Source organism: Streptomyces sp. M41, assembly GCF_043673425.1.
In the GTDB taxonomy this organism is placed as follows: Bacteria; Actinomycetota; Actinomycetes; order Streptomycetales; family Streptomycetaceae; genus Streptomyces.
Genome location: NZ_JBIMKE010000042.1, coordinates 1 through 26,298 on the forward strand (window position 1 = coordinate 1; position 26,298 = coordinate 26,298).

The following is a 26,298-nucleotide window of genomic DNA, read 5'->3' on the forward strand; positions in this document are numbered from 1 at the left end:
GGCGGTTGGGCCTTGATGAGTGGTGCGGTTCTTGACGCCGGCCGCTGCGGGCGGACACCCCCCACCCCGGCCCCTTCCCGCCGTACGCGGCTTTCCCGCCGTCCGGGGTGCGCGCCGGCAGTCAGTCGCGGTCGGCCAGGGGGTCTACGCACAGGCCGATGACCGGGACGCAGACCGCGTCCTCGTCGGGGTCTTGCGGCTGGGGGGCCGGGGGGTTCGTCGTCGGGCGGCTGGGGGCCGGAGGAGGGGTCGGCTGGGGCGGTCGGGCCGTCGGCGCGGGCGGGCGGGGTGCGGAAGGGCGTGTCGGGGGGCCTGCTGACGTGGTGGGGCGTGGCGTGGCTGCCGTGTGCCTTTTCGGTACGACGATCATGGTCGTCGTCGGTGTCGCGTTCAGGCCGCCCATGACCGAGGTCGCGGACGGGCTCGCCTTCGGGGCGGGTGTGGGTGCGGTGGGCGCGGCGGGTGCGGTGGTGGGTGCGGTGTTCGTCGAGCGGTCTGCGGCCATGTCTACGCCCGTATCCGCATCGCTGTCCGTGCCGGGGTCCGTTTCCGTTGCGCCCAGGCCGGCTACCTCGGTGTCGGGAGTCAGGCGTAGGAGGCTCAGTGCGCCCGCCGCCAGGGCGAGGCCGCCAGCGGCCAGGAGGACCTTGCGGGGGCGGGGGCGGCGGTGGCGGCCACGGGCACCGAAGAGGCGGCCGGGGCTCTGTCCGTCCTCGCCGACCGGCCCGGATTCCGTCGCAGTCTCCGTCGTCACGCCCATCACGACCCCTCCCAACGCGCCCGCGCCCCCAATGCGCCCGTGGTCTCGCGCACGTTATGCGCCTGCGTCGGTGCTCCGCCGGGAGTCGGGCGGTATGTCACTCGAACGGGGTCGCGGGACTCGATCTGGAGCCGCTCGCGGTGGGCCTTTCCCCATCGGGGTCCGGCTGCGATGATCGGGGCGAATGTTGTTAACCCGCGTTAACCGGAGGTGTCATGAGCGAGGAGCGGTACGGGGAGTTCGTGCTGGTGCGGCGGCACGGGGAGGGGCATGTCGCGGAGCTCGCCCTCGACCGGCCCAAGGCCATGAACGCCGTCTCGACCGAGATGGCCCGCTCGATCGGGGCGGCGTGCGCGGCGCTGGGCGCGGACCCGAGCGTACGGGTGGTCGTACTGACCTCGACGCACGAGCGGGCGTTCTGCGTCGGGGCCGATCTGAAGGAGCGGAACTCCTTCAGCGACGCCGATCTCGTGCGCCAGCGGCCCGTGGCGCGCGGTGCGTACACCGGGGTGCTGGAACTGCCGGTGCCGACGATCGCGGCGGTGCACGGCTTCGCCCTGGGCGGCGGATTCGAGCTGGCGCTGTCCTGCGATGTGATCGTGGCCGACCGTACGGCTGTGGTGGGGCTGCCCGAGGTGTCGGTCGGGGTGATCCCGGGCGGCGGCGGTACGCAACTGCTGCCCCGGCGGGTGGGGGCGGCCCGGGCGGCCGAGCTGATCTTCACGGCACGGCGGGTCGAGGCCGTCGAGGCGCGGGAGCTCGGGCTGGTGGACGAGCTGGTGGAGGCGGGGCAGGACCGCGCCGAGGCCCTGGCCATGGGCACGCGCATCGCCGCGAACTCGCCGGTCGGGCTGCGCAATGCCAAGCGGGCGTTGCGGGTCGGGCACGGGTTGGACCTGCGGGCCGGCCTGGACATCGAGGACGCGGCCTGGCGCGCCACGGCGTTCTCCGGCGACCGTGCGGAGGGCGTGGCTGCGTTCAACGAGAAGCGCAAGCCCCAGTGGCCCGGGGAGTGAGGCCGGAGCGGGCTGGGGAGACGCCGGAGGTGTAAGGCGACGACGGTTGTGTGCCGTGAGACGTCGGTTGTGTCATGTGTTGTCCGTTGTGCCGTGCGACGTCGGCCGTGTGCCGTGTGCCGTGTGTCGGTGGTCGTGCCGTGCGGCACCGGCGTCCGTGCAGGCCGGCATGGGCCGTGCCGTCTCCGCTCACCGTCCCGTCCCCGTGTGGCGCCGCTCGTCACTCCAAGCGCCGTATCAATGTCCCAGTTCGCCACAAACCTCCTAGCCTGGAGTGATGGGTGAGGACAGACGGCTCGCGGCCGTGGTGGCGTTGGCGCAGGGGATGGCGGCGGCGCACACCCCGCGTGAGTCCTGGCGGGCGGCGGCGCTCGGGGCGTGTCGGGCGTTGGCCGGGAATTTCGCCGCGCTGTCGGTGTGGGAGCGGGAGCTCGGGCGGCTGAGGGTGCTCGTGAACGTCGGGGAGAGGGCGGAGGGGGAGGAGGAGTTTCCGGGCGACGAGGCGTATCCGGTGCACCAGTTCCCGGAGATCGCCGAGTTCCTGCACGAGCGGTGGGCGTCCGGGGGTGAGCCCGATGCCTGGGTGGAGACCGCGGACGGTCTGTCCGCCGGGCACCCCGGGTACTGCCATCAGCGGGTGGCCGCTCTGCGGCGGCGCGGCCGGGGGTGCTGTGTGGTGGCGCCCATCGTGCTGAGCGGGCGTGCCTGGGGGGAGCTGTATGTGGCCCGAGCCGTCGGAACGCCCGTCTTCGACCGGGGCGACGCCGACTTCGCCACCGTGCTGGCCTCCGTCGTGGCCGCCGGGATCGGGCAGAGTGAACGGCTGGAGGAGGCCCAGCGGCTGGCGTTCACCGACGCGCTCACCGGGCTCGCCAACCGGCGGGCCGTGGATGTGCGGTTGGAGGAGGCGATCGAGCGGCACCGGATCGAGGGCATCGTCGTCAGCCTCGTCGTCTGCGACCTCAACGGACTCAAGCGGGTCAACGACACCCAGGGCCATGCCGTGGGGGACCGGCTGCTCGAGCGGTTCGGGTCGGTGCTGTCGTTGTGCGGGGCCATGCTGCCCGGCGCGCTCGCCGCACGGCTCGGCGGAGACGAGTTCTGTCTGCTCGTCGTGGGGTCGCCGGCCGACGATGTGGTGAAGGCCGCTGACGAACTCTGCCGGCGGGCGGCCGAGTTGGAGCTGGGGGAGGGCGTGGCGTGCGGGGTGGCCTCCACGGAGGATCCCATCGGTGAGGTGCCTTCCGCCCGCCGGTTGTTCCGGCTCGCGGACGCGGCCCAGTACCGGGCCAAGGCCGTACGGTCGGACAAGCCCGTGGTCGCGGGGCGTGAGGGCCCGGACGACCCGGTCGTGCGCCTCGCAGACGCGGAGCCCTCAGGGGAGGGGGTCGTGGAGCGGCGGCGGTTCCGGGGGCGGCTGCCGTAAGGGTCGTACCGGTCACCCACTAGTGACATCTTCGTCTTCACTGCGTACGCTCCTGAATATGAGTATGCACACTGTGGTGGTGGGGACTTCCGGGGTCACCGCGTCCGACGTCCTCGCCGTGGCGCGGGGTGGGGCCCGCGTCGAGCTGTCGAAGGAGGCGGTTGCGGCGCTGGCCGCGGCGCGCGGGATCGTGGACGCGCTGGCGGCCAAGCCCGACCCCGTCTACGGCGTCTCCACCGGCTTCGGCGCCCTGGCGACCCGGCACATCAGCCAGGAGCTGCGGGCGCAGCTGCAGCGCAACATCGTCCGTTCGCACGCCGCGGGGATGGGGCCGCGGGTGGAACGGGAGGTCGTACGGGCCCTGATGTTCCTGCGGCTCAAGACCGTCTGCTCGGGACACACGGGCGTGCGGCCCGAGGTCGCGCAGACCATGGCCGACGTCCTGAACGCCGGGATCACGCCCGTCGTCCACGAATACGGCTCCCTCGGCTGCTCCGGTGACCTCGCCCCCCTCTCGCACTGCGCCCTCACGCTGATGGGCGAGGGCGACGCGGAGGGCCCGGACGGGACCGTACGGCCCGCCGGTGAGCTGCTCGCCGCGCACGGCATCGCGCCCGTCGAGCTGCGCGAGAAGGAGGGCCTCGCCCTGCTCAACGGCACCGACGGCATGCTCGGCATGCTGATCATGGCCCTCGCCGACCTCGACACCCTCTACAAGTCCGCCGATGTCACCGCCGCCCTCTCGCTGGAGGCGCTGCTCGGGACCGACAAGGTGCTCGCGCCCGAGCTGCACGCGATCCGCCCGCACCCCGGCCAGGGCGCCTCCGCCGCCAACATGCTGGCCGTGCTGAAGGATTCGGGGCTGACCGGGCATCACCAGGACGACGCGCCCCGCGTCCAGGACGCGTACTCCGTGCGGTGTGCCCCGCAGGTCGCCGGTGCCGGGCGGGACACCATGGCGCACGCGCGGCTCGTCGCCGAACGGGAGCTGGCCTCCGCTGTCGACAATCCGGTGGTGCTGCCTGGGGGCACCTCCCAGGCTTTCGGCACTGAGGGAGGGCGCGTGGAGTCCAACGGCAACTTCCACGGGGCGCCCGTGGCCTACGTGCTGGACTTCCTCGCCATCGCCGTCGCCGACCTCGCCTCCATCGCCGAGCGCCGCACCGACCGGCTGCTGGACAAGAACCGCAGCCACGGTCTGCCGCCGTTCCTGGCCGACGACGCGGGTGTCGACTCGGGGCTGATGATCGCCCAGTACACGCAGGCCGCGCTGGTGAGCGAGCTGAAGCGGCTGGCCGTGCCCGCCTCGGCGGACTCGATCCCGTCGTCCGCCATGCAGGAGGACCACGTCTCCATGGGCTGGTCCGCCGCCCGCAAGCTGCGCCACGCCGTCGACAACCTCACCCGCGTCCTCGCCGTCGAGCTCTACGCCGCCACCCGAGCCATCGAGCTGCGTGAGGGTCTCGCCCCGGCACCGGCCTCACGGGCCGTCATCGACGCCGCCCGGGCCGCCGGGGTCAAGGGCGCCGGCCCCGACCGGTTCCTCGCACCCGACCTCGCCGCGGCCGACGCGTTCGTGCGCGGCGGGGAGTTGGTCGCGGCGACCGAGAAGGTCACCGGCCCGCTCCAGTGACACCCCGGCCGCTCCCGCGGCACGCAAAGGGGCCCTGTCGTACGACCGACAGGGCCCCCGGTGCTGCTCGGGCGGGCTACTTCAGCTTGGCGGACTGCGCCTTGATGACGGGGGCCGGGACGCCGTACGGCTTGTCGGTCAGCATCAGGCCGATGTTGATCGTGTAGTACGTGGCGATGGTGCTGCCGTGCCGTACCACCTCGACGTGCGTAGTGGCCACGTCGCCGTCCTCGGCGTCGCTCTTCAAGTTGAACGCCACCGATTCGTCGCCGGCCCCGGACGCCTTCGCCGCGGTCACGCCGGTCATCTTCTGGTCCGTGCCCTGCATGGTGACCGGGAAGCCCCCGGAGCAGTTCTTCACCGCGTCCGACACGGACTTGAAGGTCTCCTCGGCGCCGTCACCGTCGTACGAGGAGAGCCCGACCACGGTCATGTTGAGGTCCATGGCGTCCGTGAACGCGTCCTCGAACTCGCCCTCCGACAGGTCCTCCAGGGACTTGGAGGGGTCGGCGGTGGGCTTCTTCTTCTCCTGCTTGGCCATGGCGGCCGTGCTCGACGCCGCGTCGCCCGGTGCCTGGCCGCTCATGGCGTAGGCCAGCGGCGCGCACTTCTCGTCGCCGCTCTTGACTTCGTCCTTGGACTTCGGCAGCTGCTTGGCGCCTGAGTCCACCTTGTACCCGGTGACATCGCCCTGGGCGATGACCGCCTTCTCCAACTCCGCGGCGCTGAGCGCCTTCGCGGTCTGCCCGTCCGACCCCTTCGAGTCGTCCGACCCCCCACCGCAACCCGTGACAAGGGCGAGCGACAGCGCGCTCACGGCAACCGTGGCGGCTACACGCACGCCCGATGATCTCTTCATGGGCGGACTATGAAGCGCAGGTGAAGGATGCGTCAAGTTTTTTCAGAACCCGAGACGTTCCCGGCGCACCGAGTAGGTGACGAAGCCGGCGCCCAGCGCGAGGAAGACGGTTCCGCCGACTATGTACGGCGTGGTGTCGAAGCTCCCGGTGTCGGCGAGCCGGGTGCCCTCGGCGTCGTCGGCCGCGGTCTGGGAAGCGGCCCGTGCCTGCTGTGTCACCTGGGTCGCCGACGGCTCCGTTCTCGCCGGTTCCTCGCCTGTCGCGTTCGCGGAGGGCACGAACCACAGGGCACCCAGCAGGGCGCCCGCGGCGGTGGCGGTCAGCAGCGATCGGCGTGCGGTGGACGACAATCGGTGAGCGGCGGACACGGAATATCGATCCCCTTGTGGCGCTGGCGAATTGGCCGTGTGGGGCGATGTTAGTGAAAGTGGCGGGTCACGGGAAAGTCACGGGGGGAATGAGCCGTACTCTCCGGGCATGAGTACTCCAGAAACATCACGCTATGTACGAATTCGCGTGGAAGTCGTCCTCGAAGTGGACGACGAGGACGCCGTCACCGAGGCCGCGCTGCGCCGCGTCGCCGAGGACAGCACGATGCCGGCCGATGAGCGCACGCTCGCCGAGAGCGCTGTGACGGAAGACACCGCCGAGGCCCTGGCCTATCTGGTCGATCCTTTCGACCTGGTCAGCGAGGTGCCGGGAGTCGAACTCGCGCAGGCCTCCTGGTCCAGCGAGCGGATCGACCACGACCCGGATTCGCCCGGGTGGGGCCTCGACGAGGATGATGTGGACGAGGACTTCGACGAGGAAACGGCGAAGCCGGTCGGCTGAGACGTCTTGGGGAAATCGTGACCCCGGGCGGCAACCGCCACCCGGGGTTTCGTCGTCTCATGGGGCGCACGGACCGACATCCGCACCACTGCCCTTGGCGAAGGTGGTGTGCCCCACACATATCAGCGATGTGGAACGGGACGAACCGGTCGTAGCGTTGAAGATTCTTGACGGGGACTCTCGGGTGTTTTGGGGATTCGGGAACAATGGAGAAGCGTGTGATGACGAACAGTAAGCGGCGCAAGGGCCTGACGGTCGCGTCCGCACTGCTCGGCGGTGTCCTGGTGCTCTCTGCCTGCTCCGGCGGCGACGACAGTGCCTCCGGGGGCGACGGCGACACCTCGCAGTCCAAGGTCGACGAGGCCGCCGCCGAGAAGACCTCCGCCGCCCAGATCAAGATCACACCCAAGGACGGCACCGACAACGCCTCCATCAACAACTCCGCCGCCGTCACCGTGAGCAAGGGCTCGCTCACCGAGGTGACCATGAAGACCGCCGACGGCGCCGCGGTCGAGGGCGAGATATCCGCCGACAAGACCAGCTGGAAGCCCAGCGCCCAGCTGGAGCGGTCCACGACCTACAAGATCACGGTGACCGCGAAGGACTCCAAGGGCCTCGAGGCCCACGAGAACGCCTCCTTCACGACCGTCTCCCCGAAGAACAGCTTCCTCGGCTACTTCACGCCGGAGGACGGCTCCACCGTCGGCGTCGGCATGCCGGTGTCGGTCAACTTCGACAAGGCCATCAGCAACAAGGCCGAGGTCCAGAAGGCCGTCACCGTCTCCACCACCAGTGGCCAGGAGGTCGCCTGCCACTGGTTCAACGACACCCGCATGGACTGCCGGCCCGAGGAGTACTGGCAGGAGGGCGCCACCGTCACCCTGAAGATGGCCCTGGACGGCGTCGAGGGCTCCGACGGTGTCTACGGCGTCCAGCAGAAGACGGTCACCTTCAAGATCGGCCGTAACCAGATCTCGTACGTCGACGCGAAGACCAAGCAGATGAAGGTCACGCAGGACGGCAAGACCGTCAAGACGATCCCGATCTCCGCCGGCTCCCCGGACAACAAGACCTACGAAGGCATCATGGTGATGTCGGAGATGTTCAAGGAGACGCGCATGAACGGCGCGACCGTGGGCTTCACCGACGACGACGGCAAGGGCGAGTACGACATCAAGGACGTGCCGCACGCCATCCGGCTGTCCACCTCCGGCACCTTCATCCACGGCAACTACTGGGGAGCCAAGTCCATCTTCGGCAGCGTGAACACCAGCCACGGCTGTGTGGGCCTGTCCGACACCAAGGGTGCCAACGACAAGGGCACCGCGGGCTACTGGTTCTACACCAACTCCATCGTCGGTGACGTCGTGGTCGTCCAGAACACCGGTGACAAGACCATCGCGCCGGACAACGGCCTCAACGGCTGGAACATGGACTGGGCGCAGTGGAAGGCCGGTTCGGCCGCCTGATCACCGCTCCCGCGCGCGTACAGCCGTAGGACAGCTCACGCACAGCGCACCGATAGCGCACCGATGCCGCCCCCGACGGGCGGCATCGGTGTTTGCGGGGACGCCCCGGCCTTCTCATCCATCTCTTATTTCGGCCTTATCCAGTCATCACGCGCCGTCCTTAGCTTGCGGCGCATGTTCTTCACCTACCTGAGGCGCGAGCTGCGCCGCCGCAGAAAGGCGGCCCTCGTCGTCGCCTCCGGACTCGCGCTCGGCATCGCGCTGGTCATCGTGGTCAACTCCGTGTCCTCGGGCATGAGCAAGGCCCAGGACAAGGTCCTGCAGTCCCTCTACGGCCTCGGCACGGACATGACCGTCACCAAGGCCGCCGAGCCCGCGGCGACCACCTCCGCGCGTCCGCGCTTCCGGTTCGACGCCCGGGACGACGACTCCGGCGAGGAGCAGTCCAGCGACCGGGTCATGGTCCAGGGCTTCGAGACGCTGCCCGCCTCGACGGTGACGAAGGTCGGCGCGCAGAGCGGGGTGTCCGACGCGGTGGGCGGGCTGAGCCTCCAGGTCGTCAAGGTCAGCGGCGAGTTCACCCGCGGCCAGTTCCAGCAGGGCCGAAGCGACGGCGGTCAGCAGGGCGGCGACGGCAGCGGGCCGGGCGCGGGCGGCACCGGGCAGCCGCAGGGTGAAGTACGCGGCGGCGGCGCCGACTTCGACGTCAACACCTACTCCGTCTACGGCACCGACGTCACCGAGCCCGCACTCGGCCCGCTGACCTCCTCGAAGATCACCAGCGGCCGTACGTTCAAGGCGACCGAGACCGACGCCGAGGTCGCCGTCGCCGACACCTCGTACGCCAAGGAGAAGAAGCTCGAAGTCGGCTCCAAGGTCACGGTCAAGGGCACCGAGTTGAAGGTCATCGGCATCGCCACGCCCGACAGCGGGGACGCCGCCGCCGACCTCTACGTCCCGCTGAAGCGGGCGCAGACGCTTGCCGAGGCGAAGGACAAGGTCACCACGATCTACGTCAAGGCGTCCGACTCCCAGCGGATCGACGCCGTCAAGTCGGCCATCCAGCAGAACGTCTCCGGTACGACGGTGACGACCTCGGCGGACCTCGCCGACACCGTGTCCGGCTCCCTGTCCACGGCCTCGTCCCTCGCCGCAGGCGTCGGCAAGTGGCTGTCCGCCGCGGTGCTCGTGGCGGCGTTCCTGGTGGCGGGGCTGCTGACCTCGTCCGCGGTGTCACGGCGGGTGCGGGAGTTCGGCACGCTCAAGGCGCTCGGGTGGACATCGGGACGGGTGACCCGGCAGGTGGTCGGTGAGGCCGTGGTCCACGGGCTGCTCGGCGGGGCACTGGGGATCGCGATCGGGCTCGCGGGCGCGTATGCCGTCACGGCCGTCAGCCCGACCTTGCAGGCGCAGCTGGGCGGCGGCGCAGGCGCCGGTGCGGGCGGTCCGGGCGGCGGCGGGGGCTTCGGCGGCCCGGCACGCCAGAGCGCGGCCAAGACCCTGGACGTCGCACTGACCGCACCCGTGAGCCTCACGACCGTCGCCCTCGCGGTGGGCCTGGCGGTGACGGGCGGCCTGATCGCGGGCGCGTTCGGCGGCTGGCGCGCCTCCCGGCTCCGTCCGGCGGACGCGCTGCGCCGCGTCGAGTAGCGGAAGCCGGCCGTGGCCGAGGCGGACGGGTGCACAACCCCGCGCGACGAGGTGCCCTCCGGCCGAAGGGGCCGCAACTCCCCAGGGCGCGGCGACGACGCGGCGCCGCCGGACTCGGCCTGGCCTGGTGCGGCGGCGCCGACGCGACCGGCCCCCAACACCCCTCCGCAACCACGCACGATGCGCACCTCCCCGAACCTCACCCAGGAGCACCTCCATGTACGACCTCAGAAACGTCACCAAGCGCTACACCCGGGGCAAGGACACCGTCCACGCCCTCGACGGCGTCGACCTCACCGTCCCCGACGGCGACCGGCTGGTCATCCAGGGCCCCACCGGCGGTGGCAAGTCCACCCTCCTCCAGATGCTCGGCGGCCTGGACCGGCCGACCTCCGGTGAAGTCGTGCTCGACGGCACCGACCTGGCCACGATGCCCGAGGCCCGGCTGACCAGGGTCCGCAGCGAGAGCATCGGCTTCGTCTTCCAGTCCTTCAACCTCATCCCCACCCTCTCCGCACAGGAGAACGTGGAGACCGCCCTCGTCCCCCTCGGCCTCAAGGCAAAGGAACGCCGTGAACGGGCCGCCGAGGCACTGCACTCCGTGGGACTCGGCGAACGGCTCGGACATCTGCCGTCCGAGATGTCCGGCGGCCAGCAGCAGCGTGTCGCCATAGCCAGAGCGCTCGTCAAGCAGCCCAAGGTGCTGCTCGCCGACGAACCCACCGGAAATCTCGACGAGTCGATGCGCGACGAGATCATGGACGTACTCGAACGCATGTGGAAGGAACTCGGGCTGACCTTCATCATGGTCACCCACGATTCGGCTATCGCGAAGAAGGCCCCACGGCTCGCCACCATCCGCAAGGGACGGATCAGTGTCAAGGTGAACGCGGGGGCGTAACACGGCGACCGGGTACGGGAGTTCGCGCCGTCGCGTCAGCGTGGGCGAGTCTGCTTCTCTTCTCCTTCCCATCTATTGAGGCGTCAGATCGCCCCTCGGCATACTGCGTATTCCGGGGGGCGACGCGTATGCGTACGGGATCTCCTCCGGCCGGGTGACGGGAATTCGCCCGGACCTTCTGCAAGGGGGAAACTTGCGCAGACAAGTCAAAAGAGCATGCGCGGCCTCTGTCTCCACAGCGGTCGCCGTCGCCCTCGCCGCGGGAATGACCAGCCCGGCGTCGGCGGAAGGAAAGCGGGGCCCGTCCGGCGCCGCCGCCTCGTTCACGTCCCCCCACCACATCACCCTGATCACGGGTGACCGGGTGTCCGTCGACTCCAAGGGCCGCGTGGTCGGCCTGGAGCGGGCGAAGGGGCGCGGGCACATACCCGTCCAGATACGCGAGGGCCGCGGGCACACGCTCGTGATCCCGGCCGACGCGGCGCGGCTGGTCGCGGCCGGCAAGCTCGACCAGCGGCTGTTCGACATGACCGAGCTGAACAAGTCCGCGACCCGCGCCTCCCAGGCCAAGGGGCTCAAGGTCATCGTCGGCTACCGGGGCGCCGCCGCCGGCGCCAAGGCCGACGTCCGGGACGCGGGCAAGCTGCGCCGGACCCTGAAGTCCGTGAACGCCGACGCGGTGCTGACCCCGCACCAGGACACTCCGGCACTGTGGGACGCGCTCACCAACGGCGACCGGGCCGCCTCCGGCATCGCGCACATCTGGCTCGACGGCGTCCGCAAGGCGAGCCTCGACAAGTCCGTCGCGCAGATCGGCGCCCCCACGGCATGGGCGGCCGGCTTCGACGGCAAGGGCGTCAAGATCGCCGTTCTGGACACCGGCGTCGACGCCGGGCACCCGGACCTCGAGGACCAGGTGATCGCGGCCAGGAACTTCAGCCAGTCCGCCACCACCGACGACAAGGTCGGCCACGGCACCCACGTCGCGTCCATCGCGGCCGGCACCGGCGCGAAGTCCGGCGGCAAGTACAAGGGCGTCGCCCCCGGCGCCGACCTCCTCAACGGCAAGGTCCTCGACGACGAGGGCTTCGGCGACGACTCCGGCATCCTCGCCGGCATGGAGTGGGCCGCCGAGCAGGGCGCCCAGATCGTCAACATGAGCCTGGGCGGCATGGACACCCCGGAGGTCGACCCGCTGGAGGCGGCGGTCGACAAGCTGTCCGCGGAGAAGGGCATCCTCTTCGCCGTCGCCTCCGGCAACGCCGGTCCGGAGACGGTCGGTTCGCCCGGCAGCGCGGACGCCGCGCTCACCGTCGGCGCCGTCGACGACAAGGACGTCCTCGCACCCTGGTCCAGCACCGGCCCCCGGGCCGGCGACGGCGCCGTCAAACCGGACGTGACCGCGCCGGGCGTCGCCATCACGGCCGCCTCGGCCAAGGGCAGCCTCATCGAGCAGGAGGTCGGCGAGAACCCGCCCGGCTACCTCACGATCGACGGCACCTCCATGGCGACCCCGCATGTCGCGGGCGCCGCGGCCATCCTCAAGCAGCAGCACCCGGACTGGACGTACCGCGAACTCAAGGGCGCGCTGACCGGGTCCACCAAGGGCGGCAAGTACACGCCGTTCCAGCAGGGTTCGGGCCGTATCCAGGTCGACCGGGCCATCAAGCAGACGGTGATCGCCGACCCGGTGTCGCTGAGCTACGGCACCAAGGCGTGGCCGCACGCCGACGACAAGCCCGACACCAGGAAGCTGACCTACCGCAACCTCGGCGCCAAGGACGTCACGCTCACCCTCTCCGCGTCGGCCACCGACCCCAAGGGCCGGCCGGCCCCCGCGGGCTTCTTCGAGCTCGGCGCCACGAAGGTGACGGTCCCGGCGGGTGGCGAGGCCGCCGTCGACCTCACGGCCGACACCAGGCTCGGCGGCACCGTCGACGGCGCCTACTGGGCGTATGTGACGGCGAAGGGCGGCGGGCAGAGCGTCCGCACGGCCGCCGCGGTCCAGCGTGAGGTGGAGTCGTACGACGTCACCGTCAAGCACATCGACCGGGAGGGCAAGCCCGCCCCCGAGTACAACAGCGTCCTGCTCGGCCACTCGGGCCTCGCCACCGACCTGAGCTTCCAGGTTCCCCTCGCCGAGTCCGGCACGACCAGGATGCGGCTGCCCAAGGGCACCTACCTGCTGGACGCCTGGATCGCCAAGGACTGGGTGAACCTGGAGGGCGGCCTCGACTGGCTGGTCCAGCCGAAGCTGAGCGTCACCAGGAACACCTCGGTGACGATCGACGCCCGCACCACGAAGTCCGCCGACATCACCGTGCCGGACACCCGGGCCGAGCAGGTGCTCGCCGCGAGCAGCTACTACTACGAAGCGGCGGGCGTCGGCATCGGCGTCGGTCTCGACTCCTTCGCCGACCTGCGCATGGCGCACCTCGGCCCCAAGATCGCGACCGGCCTGAGCCAGAGCTGGAACGGACAGTGGACCAAGGGCGACGACGCCGAGTACGACGTCGCGACCACCGCCGAGGTCAAGAAGATCCAGGGCGACAAGGTCCGCCACTTCAAGGCGGGCGAGCTCGCGAAGGTGAAGGCCGGCCTCGGTGCCGCGGCATCCGGAAAGACCGGTGCGCTGCTCCCCATCGGGGTCTTCCCCGACGACGCCGTGGTCAGCGGCCCCATGGAGCGGAAACTGCCGAGCTCACGCACGCTGTATCTGTCCACGTCCGACAAGATCCGGTGGACGTTCGACTTCGAGCAGTACGCCGGTCAGGACGCGGACGGCTTCCCCATCGTCGACGCCTACTACACCCTGGGCGAGCCGCAGACCTTCAAGGCGGGCCGGAGCTACTCGAAGACCTTCAACACGGCGGTCTTCGGCCCACACATCAACAAGGACTTCGGCCTGTTCCGCGAGGGCAATGACATCTACGGCTTCCTGCCGCTGTTCGCCGACGCGAACAAGCACGCCGGCTCCTCCGCTTTCACCTCGGTGACCACGAGCCTGTACCGCAACGGCACCAAGGTCGGCACCAACGACGACCCGCTGTTCGGCGAAGGGCTGTTCAAGGTCCCGGCCGGGGAGGCCCAGTACCGGCTGACGACCTCGGTCAAGCGCAGCGTCAAGGTGGCGGCTGCCTCCACACGGATCGACGCGAGCTGGACGTTCCGCTCCAGGAAACCGGCCGGCGACATGGCCCAGCTGCCTGCCTCCACGGTTCGCTTCAACGCCAGGACCGGCCTGGACAGCCGGGCCGAGGCCGGCAAGAAGGTGACGTTCCCGGTCACCGTCGTGGGCTCGGCCGCGGGCGGCAACCTCAAGTCGCTGCATGTGTACGTGTCGTACGACTACGGCCAGACCTGGAAGAAGCTCGACCTCGACAACGGCCGCATCACCGTGCGCAACCCGGCCAAGGGCAAGGCCGTCTCCTTCCACGCCAAGGTCGCGGACAAGAAGGGGAACAAGGCGACGGTCTCGATCTACAACGCGTACTACGGGAAGTGAGCCCGCACCCCGTGGGACAGGCCGTCAGCGACCATCTCCCTGTTCCGCCAGGAACTCCTCCCACGTCCGCTTGCCCACCTCGGCCCCGTCCAGCGTGAGGTTCGCCCCCGCCCGATACGCCCGCCCCGCCTTGCCCGGGATCCGGAGCGGCAGGGTCGGGCGGGGGCGCCGGCCGAGCAGGCGCAGGTAGGGGCGGGCCAGGGCGGGGAGGTCGTACAGCTCGGGGCCCGTGATGTCGGGGACCTGGCCGGCCGGGGCCCCGAGCGTCAACTCGGCCAGCCGGGCGGCCACTTCACGGGAGTCGACCGGCTGGAGCCGGAGTCCGCCGGGGGCCGGCAGCAGCGGAAGCCTCGTCAGCTGCCGCACCATCTTCAGCGTCAGGTCGTGGAACTGGGCCGCCCGCAGGATCGTCCACGGGATGCCGGACCCGGCCACCGCTCGCTCCGCCGCCAGCTTCGAGCGGAGCCAGGCCAGCGGGACCCGGTCGGCGCCGACCACGGAGATGTGGATCAGGTGACGTACGTCGACCTCCCGCGCGGCGCGCACCAGGTGGCGCGTCGCCACGTCGTCGCCCTTGGGACCGCCCGCCAGATGCAGGATCGTCCCGGCGCCCGCCACGGCCGCCTCGATGACGCCGGGGGGAAGAGGGATGTGACAGCAGGGCGGGCAGTGAGGTGACAGCAGGGCGGGGGCGGTGCCGCCGGTGTCTCAGCCGCCGCTGCCGTACGGCCGTGTAAGGATCTCCAGGTTGTGGCCGTTGGGATCCTCGAAGTAGGTCCCGCGGCCCCCGTCGTTGTGGTTGATCTCGCCGGGACGGCGGTGGTATGGGTCGGCCCAGTACGTCAGACCTGCCCCCTTGATCCGGCCGAAGATCGTGTCGAAATCGTCCTCCGACACCAGGAACGCATAGTGCTGCGGCGTGATGGCGCCGGGCGAGTCCGCATAGTCCAAGGTCACGCCGTTGGGGATCTCGACCGGGATGAACGGGCCGTACTGCGGGCTCACTTCCAGGCCCAGTATGTCGGCCAGGAACTGGGCCGACGCCTTCTTGTCGTGTGCCGCGACGATGGTGTGGTTGAGCTCGACGGCCATCGGGGCTGCCTCCTCGGCTGCACGGATCGGACTGGCTCCACTCCTCACGCTATGCAGGCCGACCGCGCGGCACATCGGTCCTGGGGCGGGGGCTGGGCTACGTCTTCGGTACTCCGCCTCTCGGGCCGTCGGCTTTCGGTACGTCGTCTTTCGGTACGCCGACCTGCGGTGCGTCGCATTTCGGTACGCCGGTTTTCGGCAGGGGAACGCCGGGAGGGCCCCGGAGCAGTGCGGCTCCGGGGCCCTCGGCCGCTCGTCCGGCGGGTTGTCCGGCCGGTCGTCCGGCGGTCGTCCGTAGCGGCGTCCGCAGGGTCAGATGGTCGCCGTGTCGATCACGAAGCGGTAGCGCACATCGCTGCTGAGCACCCGCTCGTAAGCCTCGTTGATCCGGTCCGCGTCGATCAGCTCGATCTCGGCACCGAAACCGTGCTCGGCGCAGAAGTCCAGCATCTCCTGGGTCTCGCGGATGCCGCCGATGCCGGACCCGGCGAGGGTCTTGCGGCCACCGATCACCGAGAACAGATTCAGCGCGACGGGCTCCTCGGGGGCGCCGACGTTCACGAAGGCACCGTCCGTCTTGAGGAGGGACAGGAACTTGTCCAGGTTCAGCGGCGCCGAGACCGTGGAGAGGATCAGATCGAAGGTGCCGCCGAGCTCCTCGAAGGTCTTCGGGTCGCTGGTGGCGTAGTAGTGGTCCGCGCCCAGCTTCAGCCCGTCGTCCTTCTTGCGCAGGGACTGCGACAGGACCGTCACCTCGGCGCCGAGCGCGTGCGCGATCTTCACGCCCATGTGGCCGAGGCCGCCCATGCCGAGAATCGCGACCTTCTTGCCGGGGCCCGCGTTCCAGTGCTTGAGCGGGGAGTACGTGGTGATGCCGGCGCACAGCAGCGGCGCGGCGACATCGAGGGACAGGCCGTCGGGGACACGGACGACGTAGTTCTCGTCGACGACGATCTTCTGCGAGTAGCCGCCGTAGGTGGGCTCGCCGTCCTTGCCGACGCCGTTGTAGGTGCCGATCATGCCGCCGTCGGTGCAGTACTGCTCCAGACCGGCCTTGCAGTTCTCGCACTCACGGCAGGAGTCGACCATGCAGCCGACGCCCACACGGTCGCCGACCTGGTACTTCGTCACGCCGGGGCCGACCTCGGAGACGATGCCCGCGATCTCGTGACCGGGGACCATCGGGAAGATCGCCTCGCCCCAGCCTTCGCGGGCCTGGTGGATGTCGGAGTGGCAGATACCCGCGAACTTGATGTCGATCAGTACGTCGAATTCGCCGACCTCGCGGCGCTCGATGGTGGTGCGCTCCAGCGGAGCCTTGGCGGCGGGTGCTGCGTATGCGGCAACGGTGGTCATGCGCGGGGTCTCCTAGAGGGGTCTTGCGCCCGGCTGCCTTCTGGTTCCTGCTGTCCGTCCGGGCACGGCATCCAGCCTGCTGGAACGCGCGCGAGCTACCCAGACCTCCCATGTTCGTACGTCCGCCCGTCCTACTACTGGCGGGGACAGGCTCGTGTGCGTACGACCGGGAATACTTGAGGCATGGAGGAGAAGCCCGAGTCCCTGACCGGACCCGCCGCCGGCAGCGGTGGCCGCAGTGGTACCGGTGGCGGCACTGGTACCGCCGGCAGCAGTGGTACCGATGGCGGCCGTGGTACCGATGGCGGCAGTGCCGGCCTGGACCGGCGTGCCGAGCTCAGTGAGTTCCTGCGTACCCGGCGTGCCCGGCTGAAGCCGGAGGACGTCGGGCTGCCGGAGTTCGGGCGGCACCGCAGGGTGCCGGGGCTGCGGCGCGAGGAGCTGGCGCAGCTCGCCGGGGTGTCCGTGGCGTACTACACACGCCTGGAACAGGGCAACGGCCGCAACGTCTCGGCGGAGGTCCTCGACGCGATCGCGCGGGCGCTGCGGCTGAGCGACGCCGAGCACGCCCATCTCACTCACCTCGCCAAGCCGAAGCAGCACAAGAAGAAGTCGGTCGCGCGGACCGAGCAGGTGCGGCCGGTGCTGCGGCAGCTGCTGGAGTCGATCGAAGGGGTGCCCGCGTACATCGGGGGCCGTCGCTCGGACATCCTCGCCTGGAACCGGATGGCGGCGGCCGTCTTCGGGGACTGGTCGGAGCTGCCGGCGCAGGAGCGGAACTGGGCACGGCTGGTGTTCTTGAACCCCGACTACCGCCGGCTGTTCGTGGAGTGGGACCAGAAGGCGTCCGACATGGTCGGCTTTCTGCGCATGGACGCGGGCCGCCACCCGGACGACCCTCGACTGGCCGCCCTGGTCGGCGAACTCTCCGTCAAGAGCGAGGAGTTCCGGCGGCTGTGGGCCAACCATGACGTCAAGGAGAAGAGCTACGGCGTCAAGCCGCTGCGCCACCCCCTGGTGGGCGAGCTGACCCTGAACTTCGAGTCGTTCCGCCTGTCCGACGGCACGGAGCAGACGCTGGTCACCTACCACGCGGAGCCGGGATCGCCGTCGGCGGAGGCACTGCGACTGCTGGCCAGCTGGGGCGCGGACGCGACGAAGGCGGGGGCGCCCGGGACGCGCTGACGTCCCTCTGGTGGCGTCGGCGTCAGCGTCGGTGCCTGTGGCTGTGCCCGACCCCTAGGCCCTGTCGTCAAATTCCCGCCTGCCGTGCGACGCCATGCACGCACTCTCGCCGCACCGGGCGCAGACCCACGTACAACCAGTACGAGGGTCCGCGCCCGAGCCCGCCCCCGAGCGCGCGTCAGCCACCGCTTGCGCCTCGGCCCTCCACCGCCGAGGCGATGTCGTCGAGGTCCTTGGCGATCGCCTTCCTGACCGCCCGTGCGCCCACGCTGCCCATGATCTTGGCGAAGAAGCTCGCGACACCGCCGGAGGCCACCGCCGAGAAGGTCATCCGGACGGTCGTCGCCGACGGCCCGTCCGCTCGTACCACCCACTCCGAGACGTAGTGGGTGCCGTGCGACTCGGCCTCGACGACATAGCGCTCGGGCGCGTCGCAGGCGGTCACCCACATCTCCTCGGTGGCCTCCTTCCCGAACATGCGCCGGGTCTCCCGCCACCGGGTGCCGACCCCGAAGGCTCCCTCGGTGACGACCTCCACCTTGGAGACGCCGCTGAGCACGCGCTCCATCCCCGCCAGATCGGTCAGCGCCTCCCACACGGGCCCCTGGCCCGCGGCGATGCGACGCTCCACCACCACGCTGCTGCTGCTCATGCACCCATGTAAGCAGCAGGGTCTGACAATCGCCCGATGACGTGCGACGGCTGCCGGCTACTGACCGGAGCGAGGGGGCGCCGACCGGCGAGGGGAGCCGAGCGACACGGCAGGGGGCTCAGTGACGTCGTCGTCCCGTGTTGAGCCGGGCTGCCCGCCGGGTCAGGTAGTCGCGCTCGGCGAGGTTGGACGCCTTCCGGGCGGCCTCGGCGTACAACCGGGCCGCCGTGGCCAGGTCCTCGTCCCGCTCGTGGAGGTACGCCGCGACCGCGGTGTGGCGGGGCAGCGCGTCATCCAGGTCCGCGAGCGCCGCCAGCCCGGCGCGCGGTCCGTCCGCCTCGCCGACGGCGACCGCGCGGTTGAGGCGGACCACCGGGCTGTCGGTCAGTCGCGCGAGCTCGTCGTACCACTCCACGATCTGCACCCAGTCGGTCTCCTCGGCGGTGCGCGCGTCGGCGTGCAGGGCGGCGATGGCGGCCTGCGCCTGGAACTCGCCGAGCCGGTCACGGGCGAGGGCCGTCTGAAGGATCATGACGCCCTCGGCGATCGCCCGCGTGTCCCACCGGCCGCGGTCCTGCTCGGCGAGCGGCACCAGGCTGCCGTCCGACGCGGTCCGGGAGGCCCGCCGGGCGTGGTGGAGCAGCATGAGGGCGAGCAGCCCGGCCACCTCGGGGTGGTCGATCGCGCCCGCGAGCTGCCGGGTGAGCCGGATGGCCTCGGCGGAGAGGTCGATATCGCCGGAGTAGCCCTCGTTGAAGACCAGGTAGAGGACGCGCAGCACGGTGGCGACGTCGCCGGGCTGGTCGAACCGTATGCCGGAAACGGTGCGCTTGGCCCGGCTGATGCGCTGCGCCATGGTCGCCTCGGGGACCAAGTAGGCCTGGGCGATCTGGCGAGTGGTGAGCCCGCCGACGGCCCGCAGTGTGAGTGCGACGGCGGACGACGGTGTCAGCGAGGGGTGGGCGCACAGGAAGTAGAGCTGGAGGGTGTCGTCCACGGAGGACGCCGGTCCGGGCGCCGGCTCCTCGTCGACCCGGTCCTCCCGCCGACGCCGGGCGGCGTCCGACCTGGCCTGGTCGAGGAACTTGCGCCAGGCCACGGTGATCAGCCAGCCCTTCGCGTCCCGCGGCGGATCGTCCGGCCAGACACGGACCGCCTCCACCAGGGCGTCCTGCACGGCGTCCTCGGCCGCCGCGAAGTCGGCTCCGCGGCGGACGAGGACGGTGAGCACGCTGGGTGTCAGGCTCCTCAGCAGCGCCTCGTCCATGGGCGAGGTCACTCCGTGACGGTGGGCGGCTCGGCGAGGAACGGGCGCAGCTCCAGCCACTCGTGGATCGGCTTCCCGCCCGCGCCGGGGGCGGCCGACAGCTCCCCCGCCAGCTCGACGGCCCGCTCGTAGCTGTCGACGTCGATCACCATCCAGCCGGCGATGAGGTCCTTGGTCTCGGCGAACGGGCCGTCGGTGACCGGCGCCCGCCCCTCACCGTCGTAGCGGACCCAGGCCCCCTCGGGGGCGAGTGCCTGGCCGTCGACGTACTCGCCGCTCTTCTCGAGCCGGGCCGCGAAATCCTGCATGTACTGCACATGCGCCGAGATCTCCTGCGGCGTCCACCGTTCCATCGGCACGTCGTTCACCGCCGCCGGGGCGCCGCGGTAGTGCTTGAGAAGCAGGTACTTGGCCATGGTGTGTCTCCTCGGTGCTGTGCGACCCATTCTGGTCGCGTTCACCCCGGGGACGGAGCCGCACCGGCCTTCTCGACATGCCTGCCGAAGATTTTTTCCGTCCGTCGGCCGGGCGTTCCACGATCGAGTCAACGCTGCCGTATCTGTTCCGCCGGGCGACCCGGGAGTAGCTTGGTGGACAAGGCCCCTTGAGGAGGGCGATGCGATGCCGTGGTACGTATGGCTGTTCGCCGCCGCGGCATTGGGTGCCGCGGAGTTCTTCACTCTGACCCTGGTCTTCGGGCTGCTGGCGGGCGCCGCGCTGGTCGCCGCCGTGGTCGCCGGTGTGGGTATCGGCCTTCTCGGCCAGCTCCTGGCTCTGTGTGCAGCAGCGGCAGCGGGCCTCCTCCTCGTCCGTCCTGTCGCGCTGCGGCACATGGCACAGCAACCTCTCACATACGAGGGCAGTGACGCACTGATCGGCAAGCGGGCCGAGGTCATGCAGGAGGTCACCGCTACCCGCGGCCTGATCAGACTGTCCGGTGAGGAGTGGTCCGCCCGCGCCTTCGACGAAAGCCTCGTGATCCCGGTGGGAGCGCTGGTGGACATCATGGAGATCGAAGGGGCGACGGCCATCGTCTACCCCCGCGAGCTCCTCCCATGAACGGCTGAACACACAGCAACGGAGGCACTGTGGATCCACTTGCCATCCTCACTCTGGTGGCGGCCATCGTCGTCGTCTTCCTCGTGGCCTCCACTGTGCGGATCGTCCCGCAGGCGCGCCGCTACAACGTCGAGCGTTTCGGCCGGTATCGCCGCACGCTGCAACCCGGACTGAACCTGGTCGTGCCGGTGGCGGACCGCATCAACACCAAACTCGACGTGCGTGAGCAGGTCTATTCGTCCGATCCCAGGCCGGTGATCACCGAGGACAACCTCGTGGTGAACATCGACACCGTGCTCTACTACCAGATCACCGACCCGCGGGCGGCGGCCTACGAGGTCGCCGACTATCTGCAGGCGATCGATCAGCTCACCGTCACCACGCTCCGGAACGTCATCGGCAGCATGGACCTGGAGGAGACCCTCACCTCGCGTGAGGAGATCAACTCCCGGCTCCGTGCCGTCCTCGACGACGCCACCGGCAAGTGGGGCATCCGCGTCAACCGTGTCGAGATCAAGGCCATCGATCCACCGCACACCATCAAGGAGGCGATGGAGAAGCAGATGCGGGCCGAACGGGACAAGCGCGCGGCCATCCTGCACGCGGAGGGCGAGCGGCAGGCCAAGATCCTCACCGCCGAGGGCACGAAGCAGAAGGACATCCTGGAGGCGCAGGGCACGCAGCAAGCCATGATCCTGCGGGCGGACGGCGAGGCGAAGGCGGTGGAGCTGGTCTTCCAGGCGGTCCATCGCAACAACGCCGACCCGAAGGTCCTGGCCTACAAGTACCTCGAGACGCTGCCGCACCTGGCGGGCAGCGACAACAACACCTTCTGGGTGATCCCGGGAGAGCTGACCGAGGCCGTTCGGACCGTCACCCGCGCCTTCGGTGATCAGCCGACGACGGGTACGCACGCACCTGCGCAACCTGAGGAAGCCGGCCCAGCCGACGCCGACGACACATCGGACGAAGGCCGCACCCCTGAGCTCGATGCGGGCTGGACCGCTTCGCTCGATGCCGCCGCGGCTGCTGACGAGGCTGGGAAACAGGCCGCCGCCGCAGTGAGCGACGCCAAGGCGGAGGCAGAGGCCGCGAAGGCGCCACAGATGCCGCGGCGGGGGCAGACGTCCGGTGGATGAGGGCTGAGCCGGTTGCCGGGGACCAGGATTCCGTTCCTGGCCAGTCCAACGGCCGGGCACCGATCACCGCGGTCCGCACCCCGCGGCGACGGACGATGCTGCCGACCCACGCCACTCGATGGCGAACTTCCAGGCCCGCCGCGCGGCGGGACGGCGGCCGGAAGAAGGCCAGACACACGGTGGGCCTGCCCAGGACCGCCGCTCCGGCGCGAGGTCGGCGTCATCACGGTGGCGGCAAGGTCCCTTCGTCCCGTCCTCTCCGGACCCGAACCCGCGCCCCGCTCCGTGGCTGTCGGCCGAGGAGCTCGGCCAGGCCCTGACGAGTGGCGGCGAGGACCACCCGGTCACGCGGACGCAGGACGTAGCCCGGGTGAATGTCCCATACGAGCCCGGCGGGCCGGTCGGAGTCCTCGTGCGCCGGGTTGGCGGCGAGGTCGGGGAGCCGGTCGTCCGGGGCGGCGGTGTCCAGGGCCAGGACGCGCCAGGCACCGGCCCGGAATGACTCGGCGACGGTGCGCCCCTCCAGCTGGGGGTGTCCGGCGACGTTCAGGGCCGCGAACAGCAGCACGCGGCGTTCGACCGGGATCGCCCCCAGGATCTGGCGGCCCATCATGGCACCGGCGAAGGCGGGCGCGGCGAGGCTGGAGACGCTGCGGCTGCGCGTGAGGGCGTGCGGGTGGGCCGCGCGCAACGTGCGGTACACCGCGGTGGCGAAGTCGTCGTCGTACAGGCGCAGGGCGACCCGCAGGTCCGGTTCGACGGAGCGTGCGTACAGGGCCGCTTCGAGGTTCGTGGTGTCGCTGCTGGTGAGGGCGAGCAGGGCGTGCGCACGGTGGATCTTGGCGGCTTCCAGGACCCCCTCCTGCGTCACGTCGCCGAGGACGGTGGGGACACGGAGGCGGCGGGCGAGAGGCAGGCCGCGTGCCTCGGGGTCCTCCTCGACGCACACCACGGGGATGTCGAGTTCCCGCAGCCGGGCCAGGACACGGGTGCCGATCTTGCCGAGACCGAGCAGGACGACGTGCCCGGAGAGACCGCGGGGCGGGCGTCGCAGTGCCGAGACCGTGCGGAAGGTGCCGAGCCCTTCGAGCACGGCCGCGAGGAGGACGGGGAGCAGTAGCAGCCCGGCCAGGCCGGACAGGAGTTGCAGGACCTGACGGGCGGTGGGTGCGCCGATCGCCGGGTCCCCGATCGCGAACAGGTCCAGCAAGGTGAGGTACGCGGCATGCAGCGGGTGGTCGTCGGTGGTCAGCCAGCCGGCCACGGCAAGCCCCAGGACACTGGCGACGAGCCCGGCCAGCGACCAGCGCAGCCGACGCGAGAACAGGGAAGCGAGCGGAAGTGCCCGCCCTGCCAGGCGGCCGGGGGCGGATGGGGAGCCGGTGTGGGCGACCGTTTCGAGGACCACCGTGCCGCGACCCGTCGCGGCGGCGACCGCGTTCATGTCGGGCAGCAGCGCCGGCCCGTCCTGCCCGCTCGCGTCCGAACCCTCCGCTCCCGCGGGATCGTTGGTGGTCGACGACAGCAGGGCGAGCGTGCAAAGGCCGGAGTCGGGCACCTCCCCGCGACCGGGCGGGGTACGCTCCACCGCCCGTAACAGCAGGCCGTCGGCCTGGACCACTTTGCTGGTGCCGGCGACCGCGGTGGCCGCCAGGGCAGGCGCGACCGTGTCCGCGTCCGACAGGACCGTGGTGGAGGTGTCCAGGGCGTCGGGGTCCAGGCCGGGTGCGGCGAGGGCGGCGGCCTGGTCGAGGACTTCTTCCAGGTGCTGGCCGAGCTTGCGGTTGTAGAGCCTGATCACCAGGCGCAGTCGGGGGTTGAGCCGCCGGGCGGCCAGGGCCGCGTGGATGTTGGTCGCGTCGTCGTGGACCAGCGCCAGTGCGGCGGCCTCCCGCACACCCGCTTCGACCAGTACCGCCTCCGTGAGCACGGGCGCCTCCAGTATCCGCGGAGCGGCCCCGCCCCCGCCGGGAGCGTCGGTCGTACGGTTCATGGCGGCCTGCATCCGGCCGAGCAGAGCGAAGGCACGTGTCGGGTTGGTGACACCGGTGCCGGTCGAGCCCGGGACGATCAGCGTGACCCGCTCCCGGTACACCGTCGTGAGTTCGGCCGCCAGCCGTTCGGCCAGTGCGTCGTCACCACACACGATCATGTGACCCGGCCGCGGAGCACCGGGCGTGGGCTGGGGGAACAAGGTCATGTCGTCGCAGACCTCCGGTCGAACGGACGCGCAGCGGAAGCGCGGGAGCAGGGTTGCCGGTCCGGGACCAGGTCAGGCACCCACCTCCTGCGACCGTCCGGCCGCACACGTCACCGGTGCCGCGTCACCGTCAGGCACCCCGGCGATGTCCTCGACGTGGAAGAGCCGGGCGATCGGTACGTCGGTCGAGCTGTGCGCGACGATCGAGAAGGCGATGCACACGGCGATGAGCGTGAACGCCTCCTCACCCTGCGGGATGCCCGCCTGGAGCACCAGCAGCCCGTACACCACCGAGGCGAAGCCCTTCGGTCCGAACCAGGCCGCCACCAGCTTCTCCCGGCGGGTGAACCGCGTGCCGAGCAGCGACAGCAGCAGCGAGGCCGGGCGGATCAGCACGATGGCGAGGACCACCGCGACGTAGCCGCCGATGGACAGGTCGCCGAACAGCTGCGGCGTCAGCAGCGCGCCGAACACCAGCAGGGCCGCGAACTTGGCCAGCTCCGCCAGCGCCTCCCCCAGTGGTTCGAACGCCTCCTTCGCCTCCGGCGCCCGTGCGGTGAGCACGGCGCCGGCGGAGAACGCGGCGAGGTAGGGGTTGGCGTGCGTGAGGTGGCACAGGGCGTACAGGATCACACCGATCGCGAGCGGCAGCAGCGGCTGCAGCTTGGGCTCGGCGCCCAGCAGCCGGAAGCGTACGAGCTCGTTCACGACGAACGGCAGGACGACACCGAAGACCAGCCCGAGGACGAGTTCCAGGGCGATCACTCCGAGCGAGGCATCGGCATCGCCGGCCGTCGGCCCGGCCGCCGCGATCAGGATGAGGACGACCGGCAGGGCAAGCCCGTCGTTGATACCGCTCTCCACGTTGAGCAACTGCCTCAGCTTCGACGGGACTTCCTTGCGCCCCACGATCGCGGAGGCGAACACGGGGTCGGTGGGTGCCAGTACGGCGCCGACGAGGAAGGACGTCGTCCAGTCCAGCCCGACCGCGAAGTGCGTGAGCAGAGCCATGCCGACGAAGGCGAGCGGCATGCCGAGCCCGAGGGCACGCGCCGGGTTGCGCCAGTTCTCCCGCAGCTTGGGGAAGGAGACGTGCATGCCGTCGGTGAACAGCACCGCGAACAGCGCCAGATCCGCCGTCACGGACACGATCTCACTGTCCGGGGTGATGTGGATCAGACCCAGAAAGCCGTCGCTGACCAGCGCGCCGCCGACGAGGAAGAGGAAGGACGTCGAGAGCACGGTCCGGGCCGCGAGCCCTGACAGCAGCACCGCGATGAGCAGCGCCGCACCGAACACCACAACGAGCACCATGATCAGGACCCCCGATCGACGAAGAGACTTCTGTCCACACCGCCGACCAGACTTCCCGGCACACCAGTGGCGATCTTACGCATGCTTTACGCGTTCCTGACAGGTCCTTGACGCGCACTTCGGGGCGGGGATCCTTGCCGGGTTCCGGCAACGCGAGGACAGCCCGCGGGCGTCAGCGTTCTGAGCGTCGGCCCATGACTCGGGCGACCAGGAGACCGCCGAACTGGGGCGTCACACATCTCTGACCTAGCCGCCCGCTCAGCCGGCAGGGGGCGGAGCGGAAGCGGTGTAGGTGGGTTCGGGCGTGAGGGGCAAGGCCGTGGGAGGGGCTTGTTCCGAGTGCTGGACGGTCTCGTCGAGCGGGGCGTCCGGTGCGCCCGCGTTCGTGGACAGCCAGGACCAGGCACCCAGGGCCAGGGTGATCGCGGCGGCTGTGGCGACGACGCGGCCCGCACGTCGCAGCCTGGCGCGGGCGTCCATGTCCCGCCAGGCCGGGCCGGTGGAGTTCTCCTCGGGTTGCCACAACTCGCCCACCGCCTCCACTCGCCCCTGCGTCCGTCGCGTTCGCCCGTCCGAGACGCTCCTGCCTGCCTCGGCGGGCCCAGCTCCGGGGCGAGAGCTTGTGGCCCGTTCCCGAGCGGAGGGTTCCCTGGGGGCCGAGGTGCGGATGTCGCGCTCGCTGTCGGTGAGGAACCGCAACCAGACCTCGTCGGGTATGGACGACGTGTCCTCGGGCTCGTCGGGCATCCCGTCGTCACCCGTCTTTCGGGTGGTCACCGTGCATGTGTCCCCTCGTGCGTGGCGGCTTGCCGTGAAGGTCGTGAGCAAATGGTCCCGCGCCGCCTGAGCTGTGCGGTGAGGGGCGCACCGGCGGCCGGACTTCCGCTGTGCCGGGTTGCCATGCCGCTGCCACTCCTGGGCACCGAACGGAAGCGGGCCGCCGGCTCAGCCCCCGGAACAAGATCCTTGCACAGTGCAAAATT

General features: G+C 70.6%; 22 protein-coding genes and 1 pseudogene. 11 read left to right on the plus strand and 12 right to left on the minus strand.

The features are described 5' to 3' along the window. Nucleotides 1–121: 121 nt before the first annotated feature. Nucleotides 122–754, minus strand: a complete 633-nt coding sequence (locus tag ACHBTE_RS33150; protein ID WP_394728973.1) for a hypothetical protein — start codon at nucleotides 752–754, stop codon at nucleotides 122–124. 221 nt (nucleotides 755–975) lie between these two features. Here ACHBTE_RS33150 and ACHBTE_RS33155 point away from each other — a divergent pair, with 221 nt between their 5' ends. From ACHBTE_RS33155 to hutH, 3 genes are all read left to right on the plus strand, one after another. Next, nucleotides 976–1,776, plus strand: coding sequence for an enoyl-CoA hydratase/isomerase family protein (locus ACHBTE_RS33155; protein ID WP_394728975.1), 801 nt, complete (start codon nucleotides 976–978; stop codon nucleotides 1,774–1,776). 277 nt (nucleotides 1,777–2,053) lie between these two features. Next, nucleotides 2,054–3,202 carry a diguanylate cyclase domain-containing protein gene (locus ACHBTE_RS33160; RefSeq protein ID WP_394728977.1) on the plus strand — a complete coding sequence of 383 codons (1,149 nt, stop codon included), beginning with the start codon at nucleotides 2,054–2,056 and terminating at the stop codon, nucleotides 3,200–3,202. Nucleotides 3,203–3,266: 64 nt separating this feature from the next. After that, nucleotides 3,267–4,835 (plus strand): histidine ammonia-lyase, encoded by a 1,569-nt coding sequence (gene hutH / locus ACHBTE_RS33165; protein WP_394729070.1) that lies wholly within the window; start codon nucleotides 3,267–3,269, stop codon nucleotides 4,833–4,835. Between the two features lie 76 nt (nucleotides 4,836–4,911). Here hutH and ACHBTE_RS33170 read toward each other — a convergent pair whose 3' ends face one another. Both ACHBTE_RS33170 and ACHBTE_RS33175 read right to left on the minus strand, forming a co-directional pair. Then, complete coding sequence (locus tag ACHBTE_RS33170) at nucleotides 4,912–5,694, minus strand: hypothetical protein (RefSeq protein ID WP_394728979.1); 783 nt, start codon at nucleotides 5,692–5,694, stop codon at nucleotides 4,912–4,914. Between the two features lie 42 nt (nucleotides 5,695–5,736). Then, on the minus strand, nucleotides 5,737–6,021 hold the full coding sequence (locus tag ACHBTE_RS33175) for a hypothetical protein (protein ID WP_394729072.1): 285 nt from the start codon (nucleotides 6,019–6,021) through the stop codon (nucleotides 5,737–5,739). Nucleotides 6,022–6,172: 151 nt separating this feature from the next. Here ACHBTE_RS33175 and ACHBTE_RS33180 point away from each other — a divergent pair, with 151 nt between their 5' ends. From ACHBTE_RS33180 to ACHBTE_RS33200, 5 genes are all read left to right on the plus strand, one after another. Further along, nucleotides 6,173–6,526, plus strand: coding sequence for a hypothetical protein (locus ACHBTE_RS33180; protein ID WP_394728981.1), 354 nt, complete (start codon nucleotides 6,173–6,175; stop codon nucleotides 6,524–6,526). A 221-nt stretch (nucleotides 6,527–6,747) separates the two neighbouring features. Then, nucleotides 6,748–7,995, plus strand: a complete 1,248-nt coding sequence (locus ACHBTE_RS33185; protein WP_394728983.1) for an Ig-like domain-containing protein — start codon at nucleotides 6,748–6,750, stop codon at nucleotides 7,993–7,995. 174 nt (nucleotides 7,996–8,169) lie between these two features. Next, the gene (locus ACHBTE_RS33190) at nucleotides 8,170–9,645 is read left to right on the plus strand and encodes an ABC transporter permease (protein ID WP_394728985.1); all 1,476 of its coding nucleotides are present in this window, start codon (nucleotides 8,170–8,172) and stop codon (nucleotides 9,643–9,645) included. Nucleotides 9,646–9,862: 217 nt separating this feature from the next. Then, nucleotides 9,863–10,546: an ABC transporter ATP-binding protein gene (locus ACHBTE_RS33195; protein WP_394728987.1), complete on the plus strand. Its 684-nt coding sequence runs from the start codon at nucleotides 9,863–9,865 to the stop codon at nucleotides 10,544–10,546. A gap of 193 nt (nucleotides 10,547–10,739) precedes the next feature. After that, nucleotides 10,740–14,051, plus strand: a complete 3,312-nt coding sequence (locus ACHBTE_RS33200) for a S8 family serine peptidase (RefSeq protein ID WP_394728989.1) — start codon at nucleotides 10,740–10,742, stop codon at nucleotides 14,049–14,051. A 24-nt stretch (nucleotides 14,052–14,075) separates the two neighbouring features. Here the strand turns inward: ACHBTE_RS33200 and ACHBTE_RS33205 are convergent. The 3 genes and pseudogenes from ACHBTE_RS33205 to ACHBTE_RS33215 all read right to left on the minus strand — a co-directional run. After that, nucleotides 14,076–14,681, minus strand: a pseudogene (locus ACHBTE_RS33205) (SDR family oxidoreductase); the annotation flags it as partial. A 78-nt stretch (nucleotides 14,682–14,759) separates the two neighbouring features. Continuing rightward, complete coding sequence (locus ACHBTE_RS33210; protein WP_394728991.1) at nucleotides 14,760–15,143, minus strand: VOC family protein; 384 nt, start codon at nucleotides 15,141–15,143, stop codon at nucleotides 14,760–14,762. A 312-nt stretch (nucleotides 15,144–15,455) separates the two neighbouring features. Continuing rightward, nucleotides 15,456–16,499 carry an NAD(P)-dependent alcohol dehydrogenase gene (locus tag ACHBTE_RS33215; protein ID WP_394728993.1) on the minus strand — a complete coding sequence of 348 codons (1,044 nt, stop codon included), beginning with the start codon at nucleotides 16,497–16,499 and terminating at the stop codon, nucleotides 15,456–15,458. A 183-nt stretch (nucleotides 16,500–16,682) separates the two neighbouring features. Between ACHBTE_RS33215 and ACHBTE_RS33220 the strand changes: the two genes are divergently transcribed. Beyond that, nucleotides 16,683–17,684, plus strand: a complete 1,002-nt coding sequence (locus ACHBTE_RS33220; RefSeq protein WP_394728995.1) for a helix-turn-helix domain-containing protein — start codon at nucleotides 16,683–16,685, stop codon at nucleotides 17,682–17,684. 178 nt (nucleotides 17,685–17,862) lie between these two features. Here the strand turns inward: ACHBTE_RS33220 and ACHBTE_RS33225 are convergent, their stop codons facing one another. From ACHBTE_RS33225 to ACHBTE_RS33235, 3 genes are all read right to left on the minus strand, one after another. Next, nucleotides 17,863–18,336, minus strand: a complete 474-nt coding sequence (locus ACHBTE_RS33225) for an SRPBCC family protein (protein WP_394728997.1) — start codon at nucleotides 18,334–18,336, stop codon at nucleotides 17,863–17,865. Nucleotides 18,337–18,454: 118 nt separating this feature from the next. After that, nucleotides 18,455–19,603, minus strand: a complete 1,149-nt coding sequence (locus tag ACHBTE_RS33230) for an RNA polymerase sigma factor (RefSeq protein ID WP_394729074.1) — start codon at nucleotides 19,601–19,603, stop codon at nucleotides 18,455–18,457. Nucleotides 19,604–19,611: 8 nt separating this feature from the next. Further along, nucleotides 19,612–20,019: a YciI family protein gene (locus ACHBTE_RS33235; RefSeq protein WP_394728999.1), complete on the minus strand. Its 408-nt coding sequence runs from the start codon at nucleotides 20,017–20,019 to the stop codon at nucleotides 19,612–19,614. Between the two features lie 205 nt (nucleotides 20,020–20,224). On the opposite strand from ACHBTE_RS33235, the gene ACHBTE_RS33240 reads away from it, so the two are divergent. Together ACHBTE_RS33240 and ACHBTE_RS33245 are read left to right on the plus strand one after the other, a co-directional pair. Beyond that, complete coding sequence (locus ACHBTE_RS33240) at nucleotides 20,225–20,662, plus strand: NfeD family protein (RefSeq protein ID WP_394729001.1); 438 nt, start codon at nucleotides 20,225–20,227, stop codon at nucleotides 20,660–20,662. A 29-nt stretch (nucleotides 20,663–20,691) separates the two neighbouring features. Beyond that, entirely contained in the window at nucleotides 20,692–21,801 is a 1,110-nt protein-coding gene (locus ACHBTE_RS33245) for an SPFH domain-containing protein (protein ID WP_394729003.1), read from the plus strand. A 223-nt stretch (nucleotides 21,802–22,024) separates the two neighbouring features. Here ACHBTE_RS33245 and ACHBTE_RS33250 read toward each other — a convergent pair whose 3' ends face one another. From ACHBTE_RS33250 to ACHBTE_RS33260, 3 genes are all read right to left on the minus strand, one after another. Beyond that, complete coding sequence (locus tag ACHBTE_RS33250; RefSeq protein ID WP_394729005.1) at nucleotides 22,025–24,001, minus strand: NAD-binding protein; 1,977 nt, start codon at nucleotides 23,999–24,001, stop codon at nucleotides 22,025–22,027. A gap of 72 nt (nucleotides 24,002–24,073) precedes the next feature. Continuing rightward, nucleotides 24,074–25,315 (minus strand): cation:proton antiporter, encoded by a 1,242-nt coding sequence (locus tag ACHBTE_RS33255; protein WP_394729007.1) that lies wholly within the window; start codon nucleotides 25,313–25,315, stop codon nucleotides 24,074–24,076. Nucleotides 25,316–25,573: 258 nt separating this feature from the next. Further along, a complete protein-coding gene (locus ACHBTE_RS33260; protein ID WP_394729009.1) occupies nucleotides 25,574–26,092 on the minus strand; it encodes a hypothetical protein in 519 nt (172 codons plus the stop codon). Between the last annotated feature and the right edge of the window lie 206 nt (nucleotides 26,093–26,298).

Bases quoted from the DNA above. Each gene is read 5' to 3' on its own strand.
- ACHBTE_RS33155 (WP_394728975.1), top strand. From the start codon at position 976: ATGAGCGAGGAGCGGTACGGGGAGTTCGTGCTGGTGCGGCGGCACGGG.
- ACHBTE_RS33160 (WP_394728977.1), top strand. From the start codon at position 2,054: ATGGGTGAGGACAGACGGCTCGCGGCCGTGGTGGCGTTGGCGCAGGGG.
- hutH (WP_394729070.1), top strand. From the start codon at position 3,267: ATGCACACTGTGGTGGTGGGGACTTCCGGGGTCACCGCGTCCGACGTC.
- ACHBTE_RS33170 (WP_394728979.1), bottom strand. From the start codon at position 5,694: ATGAAGAGATCATCGGGCGTGCGTGTAGCCGCCACGGTTGCCGTGAGC.
- ACHBTE_RS33180 (WP_394728981.1), top strand. From the start codon at position 6,173: ATGAGTACTCCAGAAACATCACGCTATGTACGAATTCGCGTGGAAGTC.
- ACHBTE_RS33185 (WP_394728983.1), top strand. From the start codon at position 6,748: ATGACGAACAGTAAGCGGCGCAAGGGCCTGACGGTCGCGTCCGCACTG.
- ACHBTE_RS33190 (WP_394728985.1), top strand. From the start codon at position 8,170: ATGTTCTTCACCTACCTGAGGCGCGAGCTGCGCCGCCGCAGAAAGGCG.
- ACHBTE_RS33195 (WP_394728987.1), top strand. From the start codon at position 9,863: ATGTACGACCTCAGAAACGTCACCAAGCGCTACACCCGGGGCAAGGAC.
- ACHBTE_RS33210 (WP_394728991.1), bottom strand. From the start codon at position 15,143: ATGGCCGTCGAGCTCAACCACACCATCGTCGCGGCACACGACAAGAAG.
- ACHBTE_RS33215 (WP_394728993.1), bottom strand. From the start codon at position 16,499: ATGACCACCGTTGCCGCATACGCAGCACCCGCCGCCAAGGCTCCGCTG.
- ACHBTE_RS33220 (WP_394728995.1), top strand. From the start codon at position 16,683: ATGGAGGAGAAGCCCGAGTCCCTGACCGGACCCGCCGCCGGCAGCGGT.
- ACHBTE_RS33225 (WP_394728997.1), bottom strand. From the start codon at position 18,336: ATGAGCAGCAGCAGCGTGGTGGTGGAGCGTCGCATCGCCGCGGGCCAG.
- ACHBTE_RS33230 (WP_394729074.1), bottom strand. From the start codon at position 19,603: ATGGACGAGGCGCTGCTGAGGAGCCTGACACCCAGCGTGCTCACCGTC.
- ACHBTE_RS33235 (WP_394728999.1), bottom strand. From the start codon at position 20,019: ATGGCCAAGTACCTGCTTCTCAAGCACTACCGCGGCGCCCCGGCGGCG.
- ACHBTE_RS33240 (WP_394729001.1), top strand. From the start codon at position 20,225: ATGCCGTGGTACGTATGGCTGTTCGCCGCCGCGGCATTGGGTGCCGCG.
- ACHBTE_RS33250 (WP_394729005.1), bottom strand. From the start codon at position 24,001: ATGACCTTGTTCCCCCAGCCCACGCCCGGTGCTCCGCGGCCGGGTCAC.
- ACHBTE_RS33255 (WP_394729007.1), bottom strand. From the start codon at position 25,315: ATGGTGCTCGTTGTGGTGTTCGGTGCGGCGCTGCTCATCGCGGTGCTG.